Source organism: Streptomyces sp. NPDC047061 (genome assembly GCF_040643955.1).
Lineage (GTDB): Bacteria > Actinomycetota > Actinomycetes > Streptomycetales > Streptomycetaceae > Streptomyces.
The window spans coordinates 1-12,870 of record NZ_JBEYVI010000008.1 but is presented as its reverse complement, the minus strand read 5'-3'; the positions used below and the strand labels follow the sequence as shown (position 1 = coordinate 12,870).

At 71.1% G+C, this 12,870-nt stretch carries 13 protein-coding genes, 2 tRNA genes and 1 pseudogene; 9 read left to right on the top strand and 7 right to left on the bottom strand.

Going from position 1 to position 12,870, the window contains the following annotated elements:
* Window positions 1-192 precede the first annotated feature (192 nt).
* Window positions 193-333, bottom strand: coding sequence for a hypothetical protein (locus ABZ887_RS14665; RefSeq protein ID WP_361288101.1), 141 nt, complete (start codon window positions 331-333; stop codon window positions 193-195).
* Between the two features lie 39 nt (window positions 334-372).
* Here ABZ887_RS14665 and ABZ887_RS14660 point away from each other — a divergent pair, with 39 nt between their 5' ends.
* The 3 genes from ABZ887_RS14660 to ABZ887_RS14650 all read left to right on the top strand — a co-directional run bounded on the left by ABZ887_RS14660 (window position 373) and on the right by ABZ887_RS14650 (window position 3,053).
* Complete coding sequence (locus tag ABZ887_RS14660) at window positions 373-948, top strand: IS607 family transposase (protein WP_361288098.1); 576 nt, start codon at window positions 373-375, stop codon at window positions 946-948.
* Window positions 945-2,402: an IS607 family element RNA-guided endonuclease TnpB gene (tnpB, locus tag ABZ887_RS14655; RefSeq protein WP_361288095.1), complete on the top strand. Its 1,458-nt coding sequence runs from the start codon at window positions 945-947 to the stop codon at window positions 2,400-2,402. Before ABZ887_RS14660 ends, tnpB begins: the two co-directional genes overlap by 4 nt.
* Window positions 2,403-2,672: 270 nt before the next feature.
* On the top strand, window positions 2,673-3,053 hold the full coding sequence (locus ABZ887_RS14650; RefSeq protein WP_361288092.1) for a TetR-like C-terminal domain-containing protein: 381 nt from the start codon (window positions 2,673-2,675) through the stop codon (window positions 3,051-3,053).
* A 94-nt stretch (window positions 3,054-3,147) separates the two neighbouring features.
* Here the strand turns inward: ABZ887_RS14650 and ABZ887_RS14645 are convergent.
* Window positions 3,148-3,221 (bottom strand) — tRNA-Lys (locus tag ABZ887_RS14645).
* A gap of 186 nt (window positions 3,222-3,407) precedes the next feature.
* On the opposite strand from ABZ887_RS14645, the gene ABZ887_RS14640 reads away from it, so the two are divergent.
* The 6 genes from ABZ887_RS14640 to ABZ887_RS14615 all read left to right on the top strand — a co-directional run bounded on the left by ABZ887_RS14640 (window position 3,408) and on the right by ABZ887_RS14615 (window position 10,014).
* Window positions 3,408-4,709 carry a peptidoglycan-binding protein gene (locus ABZ887_RS14640; RefSeq protein WP_361288089.1) on the top strand — a complete coding sequence of 434 codons (1,302 nt, stop codon included), beginning with the start codon at window positions 3,408-3,410 and terminating at the stop codon, window positions 4,707-4,709.
* 55 nt (window positions 4,710-4,764) lie between these two features.
* A complete protein-coding gene (locus tag ABZ887_RS14635; RefSeq protein WP_361288086.1) occupies window positions 4,765-5,895 on the top strand; it encodes an SPFH domain-containing protein in 1,131 nt (376 codons plus the stop codon).
* Window positions 5,896-6,032: 137 nt separating this feature from the next.
* Entirely contained in the window at window positions 6,033-6,638 is a 606-nt protein-coding gene (locus ABZ887_RS14630; RefSeq protein WP_361288083.1) for a lytic polysaccharide monooxygenase, read from the top strand.
* Between the two features lie 128 nt (window positions 6,639-6,766).
* A complete protein-coding gene (locus tag ABZ887_RS14625) occupies window positions 6,767-7,240 on the top strand; it encodes a DUF3592 domain-containing protein (RefSeq protein ID WP_361288080.1) in 474 nt (157 codons plus the stop codon).
* A 105-nt stretch (window positions 7,241-7,345) separates the two neighbouring features.
* Window positions 7,346-8,998, top strand: a complete 1,653-nt coding sequence (locus ABZ887_RS14620; protein WP_361288077.1) for a long-chain-fatty-acid--CoA ligase — start codon at window positions 7,346-7,348, stop codon at window positions 8,996-8,998.
* A 59-nt stretch (window positions 8,999-9,057) separates the two neighbouring features.
* On the top strand, window positions 9,058-10,014 hold the full coding sequence (locus ABZ887_RS14615) for a DUF4331 family protein (protein WP_361288074.1): 957 nt from the start codon (window positions 9,058-9,060) through the stop codon (window positions 10,012-10,014).
* A gap of 57 nt (window positions 10,015-10,071) precedes the next feature.
* Here the strand turns inward: ABZ887_RS14615 and ABZ887_RS14610 are convergent.
* The 5 genes and pseudogenes from ABZ887_RS14610 to ehuB form a co-directional block, all read right to left on the bottom strand.
* A tRNA-Lys gene (locus ABZ887_RS14610) sits at window positions 10,072-10,145 on the bottom strand.
* Between the two features lie 110 nt (window positions 10,146-10,255).
* Window positions 10,256-11,014 carry an IclR family transcriptional regulator C-terminal domain-containing protein gene (locus ABZ887_RS14605; protein ID WP_361288071.1) on the bottom strand — a complete coding sequence of 253 codons (759 nt, stop codon included), beginning with the start codon at window positions 11,012-11,014 and terminating at the stop codon, window positions 10,256-10,258.
* 317 nt (window positions 11,015-11,331) lie between these two features.
* Window positions 11,332-11,466 (bottom strand): annotated as a pseudogene (locus tag ABZ887_RS14600) (ectoine/hydroxyectoine ABC transporter permease subunit EhuD); the annotation flags it as partial.
* A complete protein-coding gene (gene ehuC / locus ABZ887_RS14595; RefSeq protein WP_361288068.1) occupies window positions 11,463-12,110 on the bottom strand; it encodes an ectoine/hydroxyectoine ABC transporter permease subunit EhuC in 648 nt (215 codons plus the stop codon). The pseudogene ABZ887_RS14600 and the gene ehuC, both read right to left, overlap by 4 nt.
* Window positions 12,107-12,868 carry an ectoine/hydroxyectoine ABC transporter substrate-binding protein EhuB gene (gene ehuB / locus ABZ887_RS14590; protein ID WP_361288065.1) on the bottom strand — a complete coding sequence of 254 codons (762 nt, stop codon included), beginning with the start codon at window positions 12,866-12,868 and terminating at the stop codon, window positions 12,107-12,109. The genes ehuC and ehuB overlap by 4 nt, the downstream gene beginning before the upstream one ends.
* Between the last annotated feature and the right edge of the window lie 2 nt (window positions 12,869-12,870).

Genomic DNA, 12,870 nt, shown 5'->3' with positions numbered 1-12,870 from the left:
TACCTACCCCCCAAGTGCCGCGAAACACCGGCACTTTGGACATCCAGGGTTCTACGGTGCTCATCATGATCGCAAGAGCGAAACACGGTGTTTACCGGGCATACGCGTTCATTGTGGAGCTTGTGGGGATGGTGTGGATGACGGCGACGAACCGCCGGTCCTTCCTGCGGGGCCGGCGGTCCGTCCGTGTGTTCAGAGCCTGCTGAGCCAGTCGATGGCGGAGAGGGACGGCATGAGGCCGTACTCCCCGCCGTGGGTGCGGGTGAACGAGGTCAGCGCGTGGAGGCGGCGGCGGACGGGGTGCCGGGGGCTAACAACTGCTGCGTGTTTCATCAGTGAATCTCAGTCTTTCTCATCTTTTATCTTGATCGTGTGAAGCTTTCCGAGTGGGCGGCACGCAACGGCGTGCACTACCAGACCGCGTGGGCGTGGGCGAAGGATGGCCGTATGCCGGTCCCGGTACACCAGACTCCTTCCGGTACGTGGCTGGTCGACGAGCCCACCCCGGAGACGTCCGGCCGGGTCGTGGCGTACTGCCGGGTCTCGTCGGCGGACCGGACACCAGACCTTGACCGACAGGTAGCCCGTGTCGTCCAGGGGGCTACCGCGCTCGGTCTGCCGGTCGCTGAAGTCGTGACCGAGGTCGGTTCGGGGCTGAACGGGCGGCGTCGCAAGCTGCACCGGGTGCTGTCCGACCCGCAGGCGGCGGTGATCGTGGTCGAGCACCGCGATCGGCTGGCCCGGTTCGGGGTCGAGCACCTCGAGGCCGCGCTGTCGGCGTCCGGGCGGCGGCTGGTCGCCCTCGACCCCACGGAGACCGCCGACGACCTCGTGCGTGACATCACCGAGGTGCTCACCTGGATGTGTGCGCGCTTGTACGGGCGCCGGGCGGCGAAGAACCGCGCCGCCCGCGCGGTCGCCGTGGCGACCGGCGAGGACGCCGGGTGAAGAAGTCCCGGCCCCAGCCCGGGTTCGTGGTGCAGGCGTTCCGGTTCGCTCTGGACCCGAACGCCGCCCAGGAGCATGCGCTGCGCTCGCACTGCGGCGCGGCGCGTGCCGCCTACAACTGGGCTGTCGGCTGGGTGAGCGCCTCCTGGTGGCAGCGCCGCGCGGAAGAGACGTACGGCGTCTGCGAAGAGGCGCTGACGGAGTGGCGGCCGTGGTCGCTGGCGTCGCTGCGGAAGGCGTTCAACGAGACCAAGCACACAGACCCTCGGTTCGCGGCCTGGTGGGAGGAGAACTCCAAGGAGGCGTACAGCACTGGCCTGGCGAACGCGTCGGCGGCGTTCGACAACTACGCGAAGTCGAAGAACGGCAAGCGCCGCGGCAAGCGGATGGGCGCGCCGCGGTTCAAGGTCAAGCGGAAGGCGCGCCTGGCCTGCCGGTTCACCACCGGCACCATCCGCGTGGACGCCGACGGCCGGCACGTCACCCTGCCCCGCCTCGGCACGCTCCGCACCCACGAACCCACCAGCTGCCTCCTCGCCCGCCTCCAGGCAGGGACCGCCCGGATCCTGTCCGCGACCGTCCGCCACGAACGGGGACGCTGGTTCGTCTCCTTCCAGGCCGAGGTCAAAGGCGACCTCGAACGCGTGGCCCGCCCGGACGTGGCCGTCGGCATCGACCTCGGCGTGAAGACCCTCGCCGTCATGGCCGACTCGACGGGCGAGATCCGCACCGTCGCGAACCCCGGGCACTACGACGCCGCACGCCGGCAACTGCGCCGCGCCTCCCGCACCGTGTCCAGGCGCCAGGGCCCCGACCGAAGGACCGGACGCAAGCCGTCGAAGCGGTGGGAGAAGGCCAACGCCGCACGCAACAAGGTGCACCACCGGGTGGCGAACCTCCGCGAGGACGCCCTGCACAAGCTCACCAAGAGCGTGGCCGCCGAGTACGGCGCGGTCGTGGTCGAGGACCTCAACGTCGCCGGGATGCTCCGCAACCGGCGCCTGGCCCGCCGTATCGCCGACGCCGGATTCGGCGAGATCCGCCGCCAGCTCGATTACAAGACCCGCCGGCGTCACGCCACCCGCCTGGTGGTGGCCGGCCGCTGGTACCCGTCCTCGAAGACCTGTTCGGGGTGCGGCGCGGTGAAAGCCAAGCTGCCGCTGCACGTCCGGACGTACGAGTGCGACGCCTGCGGCCTGGTCATCGACCGGGACGACAACGCCGCGCTCAACCTCGCCGCCCTGGCGGCAGCCTGCATGACTGGTACCGGAGTGGCCGGAGACCAGGGCACCCCCAAGCGGGTGTCGAAGCCTCGTGGAGCCGACCAGAAGACCCGCGCCACCCGCCCCCGCCGCAAGGCGGACGCGGAGCGGGCAGGTGGTGCAACCCTGCCGCACCAGCGGCAGACAGAAGCGAGAGACCGTACTCAAGCCGAAGCACTCACGCTTTGGTGATGAGACGGACCTTCCTGGCCGAAATGCCCGGAATGCTGAGAGCTGCTGAGGCTCTGAGCAACGGTCGCTCTCCTCCCCGAAGGCCGGTGAAGGAGTCCTGGTCGAGCCACTCGCCCTTGAGGAACTCCAGGGTGCTCGTCGCCTGGGCGCTCATGAAGAGGAGATGGATGCCGCGCGCCTGGCCGTCGTCGTCCAGGACCCCCTCCGGCAGCGGGGGCCCGAAGGTGGTGCCCTGCCGGGGGCACCCGCGCGAACCTGCTGCGGGAGGCCGTGGGGACCTGCACCGAGCGGTTCCTCGCACTGCCCGACACCGGCTCGGTCGAGGAGGATCTGCGCCAGGTGCTGCGCGGACTGACCAGGCTCCTGTCCACGAGCCAGGGCCGCACCCTGCTGCGCATCGCCGTGCTGCCCGACGACCCGGAGCGCGCCGACGCGCGCCAGGCCTACTGGGTGAAGCGCCTCGCCCGGATCGAGGTCCTGATCCGGCGCGGCATCGACCGCGGCGAGCTGCGCGCCGACACCGACCCCCGGCTGGCGCTGGAAATGCTGGTCAGCCCGGTACAGGCCAAGGTCCTGATCTACGGCGAGCCGCTCACCGACGACCTGCCGGACCGGCTCGTCGAGAGCGTGCTGCGGGGTATCCGGGCCTGACGTCGTTCCGTCATCCGGGCTGACGTCCCGTCATCCGGGCCGGAACACACGAAGGCCCCGGCCGCACGAGGTGCGGCCGGGGCCTTCGGTCATGTGCGCCGCCAGGGACTCGAACCCCGGACCCGCTGATTAAGAGTCAGCTGCTCTAACCAACTGAGCTAGCGGCGCCTGCTGACATCGAGAACTCTACCCGACAGGCGACCGTGCTCCCGACCATCGGCCACCGGGGCGACCTTCGTCCGCCCGATGCCGTACATCATTCGGACCGTCAGCATGCGCACCGGGGCGACAGTTGGGAAACTGATCAACGTGCACAGTCCCGGACATATCCACCCGAAATGTGAGGGGAATCGCATGCCGGCCCCGGTATTCGAGGAATTCGACCCCGCGAACAACTGCGAATGCCCCGGATGCGTCCACTGGCGGAGGGTGGGCGCACCGCCGCTGCCCGGCCGTTTCGGTGGGCACCCGGCCGCCCGGGGCGTCCTGGTCGTGGCCGCCGCCGCGTCCGCCGCCCTCGCCGCGACCGCCCCGACCGCCGCCGCCCACAGCGCCCCGCCCGTCCCGCACCGGTCCGCCGCCCCCGTGGACCCGGTGCCCGAGACCCCGCAGGGCGCCAAGGCCCCCCTGCACGGGCTGGGCGGCAAGCCCGCCCAGGGCCCCGTCACCACACCGCCCATCACCCGTACGCAGATCATCAACCGGGCCAAGACCTGGATCGCCGCCCAGGTGCCGTACAGCATGACCCTCTACTGGACGGACGGTTACCGGCAGGACTGCTCGGGCTATGTCTCCATGGCCTGGGGGCTGACCGGGAACGAGTGGACCGGGAGCCTCGACCAGTTCGGCACGAAGATCACCAAGGAGGAGCTCGAACCCGGCGACATCCTGCTCTTCCACAACCCGGACAACCCCGAGAAGGGCTCCCACGTCGTGATCTTCGGCGGCTGGACGGACTACACCCACACCGCCTACACGGTGTATGAGCAGACACCCCCGCGGGCCCGCACCCAGCCCACGCCCTACGCCTACTGGACCAACTCCGCCAAGTACGTCCCCTACCGCTACAACGGCCTGATCGCGGACCCGGCCACGTCGGGCGCCGAGACCGGGAAGACCTCGGTGCCGTTCCCGGGAGCGGTCTACTTCGGTCCCGGCGCCGACAACAAGTACGTCACCCTCCTCGGGCAGCTGCTGATCGCCCGGGGTGCCGGCGGCGACTACACCAAGGGCCCGGGACCGGTCTGGGGCGCGGCGGACCAGCGGGCCACCCGGGCCTTCCAGCAGGCCCAGGGCTGGACCGGCGCCGCCGCCGACGGCCTGCCGGGGCCGCACACCTGGGAACTCCTCGCCACCGGCAAGGGCAAGAGCATCAAGCCGGCCGTCACGGGCACGCCCGCCCCCGCCTCGCACGGGGTACCGGGCTACCCGGGCAAGAACTACTTCCGCCCCGGCGCCACCAACGACCACGTCGCCCGGCTCGGCAGGCAGCTGGTCAAGAAGGGCTACGCCCGCTTCTACCCCAAGGGCGCCGGTGCCGCCTGGAGCGAGGCGGACCGCAGGGCCGTCGAGGCGTTCCAGCGCGCCCAGGGCTGGCGCGGCGGCGCGGCCGACGGCTACCCGGGCCCGGAGACCTGGCGCCGCCTGTTCCTGTGACGACCCCGACCCCGAGGACCACCTGAAGCATCTGGCGCGGAGGCTGGAGGCAGGCATGAGTACGACCACGGCACACACCCCTGATTCGGACGGGCCCCCGGACGGCGGGCCGCCGGCCCGTCCGGCTCCCCGGCTGATCCAGAACGAGATCACCACCGAGATCCCCGTCCATCTGCTGTTCCGGGACGACCCCGACCCGGTGTCGGTGCCGCTGCGGCCCGCCGTGGTCGGCCGCCGCCAGGGCACCGGCGAGCAGCCCCGGCTGCGCCGCCCGGCCGTGCACAAGCCCCGGCCGGTCGCCGCCGTCGACCCCGAACTGGCGGAGCGCCCGGCCCGGGTGCTGCCCGGCGTGGCCGGGGTGGCCGCCGGGCTCGGCGGCGTGGCCGGGGGCCTCGCCACCTCCTGGTGGGCGGGGGTGCTGCCGCCGCTCGCGGCGCAGGCGCTGCACCTGTCGGCGTACGGGGGTGCGGGGCTCGGCCCGGCGCAGTGGGCCGCGTACGCCGGAGCCGGCGCGCTCGGCCTGTTCGGCTTCGGGGGGCTCGCGCGCGGGGCGACCGGCCGGGCCTGGGTGCTCGGCCTGTGCGGCCGCTACCGGGGGACGGTACGGCGCACCGGCCTGCTCTGGGTGAACCCGCTGCTGCGGCGGCGCCGGGTCGACGTCCGGCTGCGGCACTGGCGCAGCGAGGCGATGCCGGCGGCGGACGGCAACGGGGTCGCGCTCCGGGTCGTCGTCCTGGTGGTGTGGCGGGTGCGGGACACCGCGCGGGCGGTGCTCGGTGTCGAGGACCACGAGACGTATCTGCGCGAGTGCGTGGAGGCCGCGCTGGCCCGGGTGCCGGTGGAGCCGCCGGGTACGGCCCGGGGGTCGGTGGAGATGGCCACGGACGCGCTGACCCGGCTGGTCGCGGCGGACGCGGCGGGCATCGGCCTGGAGGTGTTCTCCGTACAGCCGGTCCGGGTGGAGTACGCCCCCGAGGTCGCCGAGGCCATGCACCGCCGCCGGATCGCCGCGCTCGACGCACGGCAGCGGGCCACCATGCTCACCTCCGTCGTGGACTCGGTCGAGGACACGGTGACCCGGCTGACCATGCGCGGACTCGTCGAACTCGACGACTACGAACGCAAGGTGCTGGTGCGCGACCTGACGGTGGCGTTCTGCTCGGGGCGCACCGGGGGCGCGCCGTGATTGCCGGGTCCGCGCCGTGATGAGCGGGTCCACGCCGTGATTGGTATGGACATGCTCAATTCATGGCAATAATCTGGGACTTGGTCTAGACCTGCACGGCTCACCGAACATCCCCCACGTTCTCCAGGAGCGGCAGCATGCGTAAACGGACCAAGGTGTCGGCCGTCGTGCTCGGCGTGGCGACCGCCGGAGCCTTCGCACTCTCCACCGGCGGCGCCAGCGGACACGGCTACACCGACCTCCCCATCAGCCGGCAGAAGCTCTGTGCCAACGGCACGGTGACCAACTGCGGCGACATCCAGTACGAGCCGCAGAGCGTCGAGGGCCCGAAGGGCTTCCCGGCCTCCGGTCCCGCCGACGGCCAGATCTGCAACGGCGGACTGAGCAGGTTCGCCCAGCTCAGCTCGCCGAAGACCCCGTCGGGCGGGGCCTGGCCGACGACGAAGGTGACGGGCGGTCAGTCGTACACCTTCCGCTGGCAGTTCACGGCGATGCACGCCACGACCGACTTCAAGTACTACGTCACCAAGCAGGGCTGGAACCAGAACCACGCCCTGGCCCGTTCGGACCTCAACACCACCCCGTTCCTCACCGTCCCCTACAACGGCCAGCGCCCGCCGGCCACCCTCAGCCACAGCGGCACCCTGCCGTCGGGGCTGAGCGGCCACCACGTGATCGTGGCGGTCTGGACGATCGCCGACACGACCAACGCGTTCTACGCCTGCTCGGACGTCACGTTCTGACCGGCGTTGTTCGACGACTGGGTAACACCGGGCTGATCTGAGCTTCGCTTGAGGACCCGCCGCAGGCCGCGGGGGTACGTTCCGCCACACCGGTCAGTTCGACCGGTGTTCGGAAACGGGGGACTCTCATGGGCCTGATGGAAGTGTTCTTCTACGCCCTTCCCGGCATCCTCGTCGTCTTCGGTGTCCTCGGGCTGGTCAGGACGCTGAAGCGGTCGAGCGAGATCAGCCGGGCGTGGCGTCACGGGCGTACCGCCGAGGCCCGCTGTCTGCGGTCCTACGCGACGACCAGTGGCGGCGGCGGGGACACGTCCGTGACGACCACGCTGCACCATGTGTTCGAGTTCACGACGGCCGAGGGGCGCACCGTCCGCATCGACGAGCGGAACGGGCGGTCCACGGTCGTCGAGGGCGACTTCGTCACGGTGTACTACCTGCCGGAGAACCCGGAGGGGGCGACGGCACAGCCGCCCGCGCAGGGGAAGCTGGCCGTGGGGACCGGGTGCACGGTGGCGTTCTTCGCGGTGTTCATCGGGTTCGCGCTGGTCTTCATGGGGGTGGCGCATCTTTTCTTCTCGGTGGCGGACGGGTTTGGGCCGTGAGCGGTTCGTGGGTCTCTGCGGGCCGGTGGGGGCTGGTCGCGCAGTTCCCCGCGCCCCTTACGGGGCGCTCCACATCTGACGGAGTGTCAATTACTCTGCCTCTCCATGGACTCCGACAGGCGCACGATCGCTGAGGCAGTGGCTGCCCGGTGGGGTGACCATCGACCGGGGCTGTGGTTCGAGGAGCAGGTGCTGACGCACCACGAGGTGGCCGTCGGGGCCGCTGCCCGGGCGGCTCTGCTCGCTGACCTGCTGCCTCCCGGTGCCGTGCCGCACGTCGGTGTGCTCCTCGACAACACGCCCGAGTTCCCGCTCTGGCTGGGGGCCGCGGCGCTCGCCGGGGCCGCTGTCGCCGGGGTCAACCCCACGCGGCGGGGGGCCGAGCTCGCCCGGGACATCCTGCACACCGAGTGCCCGGTCCTGGTCACCGAGCGGGCCCACCTTCCGCTGCTCGCCGGGCTCGAACTGCCCGGGGTCCGGCTCCTCGTCACCGACGAACCGGAGTACGGCGCCCTCCTCGCCCCCTACCTGGGCGCGTCTCCCGACGCCTCCCGGGCCACCCCGGCCGACCGGATCCTGCTCTACTTCACGTCCGGGTCCACCGGTGCCCCGAAGGCCGCGCTCTGCTCCCAGGGCAGGCTGGCGGCGGCCGGGCGTTCGCTCGCCGGGCAGTTCCACGTCGGCCCGGACGACGTGCACTACATCTGCATGCCGATGTTCCACGGCAACGCCGTGATCGCCGACTGGGCGCCCGCGCTGGTGGCGGGCGCCGGGGTGGCGCTGCGGCGGCGGTTCTCGGCGTCCGGGTTCCTGGACGACGTACGGCGCTACCGGGCGACCTACTTCACCTATGTCGGCCGGGCCGTGCAGTACGTCCTCGCCACCGAGCCGCGCCCCGACGACCGGGACAACCCGCTGCGGCTCGGGTTCGGGACGGAGGCGGGGGCCGTGGACGCGGCGGCCTTCGAGGCGCGGTTCGGGGTGCGGCTGGTGGAGGGGTACGGGTCCTCGGAGGGCGGGGCGGCGATCCAGTGGTCGCCCGGAACACCGGCCGGGGCGGTGGGCCGGGCGGCGCCGGGGCTCGTCGTGCTCGACCAGGAGTCGGGGGAGGAGTGCCCGCCCGCCGCCTTCGACTCCGGCGGGCGGCTGCTGAACGGGGAGCGGGCGATAGGGGAGCTGGTGAACCGGGCGCCGAATCCGTTCGAGGGGTACTGGCGGAACGCGGCGGCGGAGGCCGAGCGGCGCAGGGGAGGGTGGTACTGGACCGGGGACCTCTTCTACCGGGACGGCGAGGGGTACCTGTACTTCGCGGGGCGCACCGACGACCGGATCCGGGTCGACGGGGAGAACCTGGCCGCCGCGATGATCGAGAACATCCTGGCGCGGTACGAGGGCGCGGCGGCCGTCGCCGTGTACGGGGTGCCGGATCCGGTGACCGGGGACCAGGTGATGGCGACGGTCGCCGGGCGGTTCGAGCCGTTGGACTTCGCCGAGTTCCTGCTGGCCCAGCCGGATCTGGGGACGAAGATGGCGCCCCGGTTCGTGCGGGTGGTGGAGCGGATGCCGGTGACGGCGACCAACAAGATCCAGCGGGCGGCGCTGCGCCGGGAGGGCGTGCGGTGTGCGGACCCGGTGTGGTGGCGGCCGCCGGGGGAGCGGACGTACCGGAGGCTGTCGCCGGAGGACGCCGGGACCTGGGGGCCGCCCGGCGACGGTATGCCCGAAAGCCCTTGGATACGTGCACACTTGGGCAATTGACCCCGTGTTAGCGTGCGCCGGAAGTCGACCTGGACGGCTACCCGAGAGGAGCCATCGACATGGCGCACCACGTCTCCGGCCTGGGCATCAGCCCCACGAGCATGGACCCCAGGAGTCACAACACCGACATCTACGTCTTCCGGAGTCCGGAGGACGCGGACCGGACGATCCTGGTGATGGGCATCAACCCGCACTCGCCGATCACCGCCGACGCCGTCGACTCCGAGTCGGTCTACGAGTTCGGTGTGGACAACGACGGCGACGCGGTGAACGACGTGGCCTTCCGGGTGCGCTTCTCGCCGGTGGTGGCGGACTCGCAGAGCGCCAGCGTGCAGCTGGCGGTCGGCCGGGGCCCCGCGGCCGACGTCGAGGCGGGGGAGACGATCGTCGCGGACGCCCCGGTCACCTTCGGGCCGAAGCCGGAGGTCACCACGGCCGGCGACTTCCGGTTCTTCGCCGGGCTCCGCAGCGACCCGTTCTTCGCCGACCCGATCGGGGCCGGGAACGACTTCCAGTGGACCGGCCAGGACTTCTTCCTCGACAAGAACGTGTTCGGCATCGTGCTGGAGGTCCCGAACAGCGTGCTCGGCCCGGATCCGCAGGTCGGCGTCTGGGCCCGGGTCCTCGTTCCGCACGACGGCCGCCTGGTCCAGGGCGACCGGGCGGGGCGGCCCGGGATCGACAACAACTTCAACCACAGCGACGACGACAAGCGGATATGGAACCAGCAGGAGCCGGTCAAGGACCGGGAGCTCTTCCTCGACAAGTTCGCGCACGTCCTGGAGCACGGCGGCTACTCCGCGGACCAGGCGGTCACCCTCGCCGAGGGCCTGCTCCCCGACCTCGTGACGTACGACTACACGAGCGCCGCCGGGTACCCGAACGGCCGCAACCTCACCGACGACGTCATCAACGACGGGATCGCCCTGCTGACCAACGGCGCCGCGCCCCACGACGGGCTGCGGCCCCATGACGACCTGCGCTCCGAGTTCCCCTTCCTGGGGGACCCGCACTAGGCCGTGCTGGAGGGCAAAAAAATGACCTGGGGTGGTGAAACCCCAGGTCATCAAAGGTGCGCCGCCAGGGACTCGAACCCCGGACCCGCTGATTAAGAGTCAGCTGCTCTAACCAACTGAGCTAGCGGCGCATGACTCACGCCGACCGTTCGAACCGTCTTTCGACTACCTCTCGCGGCGGGCGACGAAGAAAATACTACCTGGTCCGGCGCGGTGCTTCCGACCGCCGCCGGACGGCGCGCTAGATGGCGAGGGACAGCAGTACCGGAGCCGCGCTGCGGTTCAGGGCGTCGGCGGCCTGGCGGAGCCGGTGCGCGTGCTCGACCGGCAGGGACAGCGCCAAGCAGCCCACGGCCGAGCCGGCGGTGATCGGCACCGCCGCGCACACCGTGCCGATCGCGTACTCCTGGAGGTCCAGGACGGGGACTGTCGGCGGCTGTGCCTCCAGGCGGGACAGCAGCAGCTTGTCGCTGGTGATGGTGCGCGAGGTGAGGCGGGCCATCTTGTGCCGGGAGAGGTGGTCGCGGCGGGCGTTGTGGTCGAGCTGGGTGAGCAGGCTCTTGCCGATCGCGGTGGCGTGCGCCGAGGAGCGGAAGTCCACCCACTCGTTGACCGCGGGGGTGGTCGGGCCGGCCGCGTACTGGCCGATCTTCACCTCGCCGTCGACGTACCGGCTGAGATAGACGGCGGCGCCGACCGAGTCCCGCAGCCGGTCGAGGGTCTGCTGGAGCTGCTCGCCGAGGGCCTGCTCCCGCTCGTGCGTGGAGCCGAGCCGGCGCAGGGTCTCGCCGGTCACGTACGCGCCGTCGGCCACCTGCTCGACGTAGCCCTCGCGGCGCAGCATGCGCAGCAGCGCGGTCAGCCGGTCGGGGTCCAGGCCGGTGCGGCGGGCCAGTTCGGTGTCGGTGACGCCACTCGGGTGCCCTGCCACCGTCTCCAGGACCCGCAGGGCGTCCTGGGTGGAGTGGTACGGGGCGGTCGGCTCGTGCATCAGCGCCACGGTGGTCCCCCTGCGCTCGCTCGGCGGTACTGCTTCGGCAGCACTGCTTGGGCCGCGATCCGGACAACGGATCCTCTCCACGATAACGGGCAAGCGCCGGAAACGGAGGGGGTGTTGGTGAGATTCCGGCCCTCCGATCTGCGACTGAGACCCTCTGGCATATGTCAGCGGAATGACCCGTGTGCCGGACCTCGGATGATCGAGCATTCACTTCCTGTAGCCGGGCCGCTGCGCGGGGAAACTTTTACGGCGCCGGCGGTGGAATTATCTACAGCACCGCGCCGAGGAACTCCCGGGTCCGCTCGTGCGCGGGCTGTCCGCATCAGCAGCGTCCACACCAGCCCCAGCGAGAACGAGATCAGCGACCCCAGGACCAGCGCCTCAAGGGTGACCAGCAGGCCGTCCCAGAAGTGCGGCATGAACGCGCGTACGGCACTCCAGTCCCACGTCACGCGACACCACCGGCCTTCAGCCGCTTCTCCAGACCGCGCATCAGCCGGGTGATGACGAACGCGATCACGAAGTAGACGACGAGCAGATACGTGTAGATGTGCGCGCTCTCCTGCAGCGCCAGCCGGACCAGGTTCCCGCTGAACGCCAGGTCGCCCATGCCGGTGACCGACACCAGGGCGGTGCCCTTGAGCAGCTCCACCAGCAGGTTGCAGTAGGAGGGGATCATCTCCGTTACCGCCTGCGGCAGCAGGATCAGCCGCAGCCGGTGCCACGGCGTGAAGCCGAGCGCGATGCCGCCCTCCCGCTGCGCCGGGTCGACCGCGCCCAGTGCCCCGCGCACGATCTCCGCGCCGTACGCGCCGTACGTCAGCCCGAGCGCGAGGGTGCCCGCCCACAGCGGCACCAGCTGCCAGCCGAGGGCGACCGGCAGCACGAAGAACACCCAGAAGATCATCACCAGCGCCGAGGTGCCGCGGAACACCTCCGTGTAGAGACCGGCGAGGAACCGCACGATCCAGTGCCGGTCCGTCCGCGCCACGCCCACCACCAGGGCCACGGCCGTCATCAGCAGCCCGCCGAGCACCAGCAGCTGGATCGTGGTCCAGGCGCCCCCGAGCACGAGTTCCCAGAGTCCCGAGGTCATCCGCGCTGCCCTCCCCCGCACAGCTCCTTCGCCGTCAGGTCGGTCATCTCGGCCTCGGTGAAGCCGAACGGCCGCAGGATCCGGAACAACTCGCCGCTCTTCTTCAGCTCGCGCAGCTCCGCGTTGAAGGCGTCCCGCAGCTTCGTCTCCGCCGACCGGAACGCGAACGCGCCCCCGTCCACGTGCGGTCTCCCGTCCACGAGCGGCGCGAACGCCCTGGTTGCCTCCGCCTTCGCCGACTTCTTGACCACCGCACGCGTGGTGAGCGCCGTACCGGCGAAGACGTCGACGCGCCCGGCCTCCACGGCGTTCAGCCCGGCGACCTGGTCGGGCACGATCAGGATGTCGCTCTCCTTGTATCCGGCCTCCACGGCGTACCGGATCTCCGCGTACCCGGTCCCCGTGGCGAACCTCGCCTTCTTCGCCACCACGTCCTTGTAGTCGTGCAGCCCCTTGGGGTTCCCCTTGCGTACGACGAACGAGTCGAGCATCCGGTAGTCCGGATCCGCGAAGATCACCTGCTCGCACCGCTCCGGGTTGACGTACATCCCGGCGGCCACGACGTCGAACTGCTGCGAATTCAGTCCGGGAATCAGCGAACCGAACTCGGTGGGCACCGGCTGTACCCTGCCGACCCCGAGCCGCCCGAAGACCGCCTTCGCCAAGAAGACCGGCTGAAGAAGGTGCGGGCCGACTGGCAGGCGGGTGTCGTGCACGTGGTGCGGGGCGGCAAGCGGCTGCTGACCACGCGCCACCACCT

Coding starts and splice junctions, on each gene's coding strand:
- ABZ887_RS14665 (WP_361288101.1), bottom strand. CDS start 333: ATGAAACACGCAGCAGTTGTTAGCCCCCGGCACCCCGTCCGCCGCCGC.
- ABZ887_RS14640 (WP_361288089.1), top strand. CDS start 3,408: ATGCCGGCCCCGGTATTCGAGGAATTCGACCCCGCGAACAACTGCGAA.
- ABZ887_RS14635 (WP_361288086.1), top strand. CDS start 4,765: ATGAGTACGACCACGGCACACACCCCTGATTCGGACGGGCCCCCGGAC.
- ABZ887_RS14630 (WP_361288083.1), top strand. CDS start 6,033: ATGCGTAAACGGACCAAGGTGTCGGCCGTCGTGCTCGGCGTGGCGACC.
- ABZ887_RS14625 (WP_361288080.1), top strand. CDS start 6,767: ATGGGCCTGATGGAAGTGTTCTTCTACGCCCTTCCCGGCATCCTCGTC.
- ABZ887_RS14620 (WP_361288077.1), top strand. CDS start 7,346: ATGGACTCCGACAGGCGCACGATCGCTGAGGCAGTGGCTGCCCGGTGG.
- ABZ887_RS14615 (WP_361288074.1), top strand. CDS start 9,058: ATGGCGCACCACGTCTCCGGCCTGGGCATCAGCCCCACGAGCATGGAC.
- ehuC (WP_361288068.1), bottom strand. CDS start 12,110: ATGACCTCGGGACTCTGGGAACTCGTGCTCGGGGGCGCCTGGACCACG.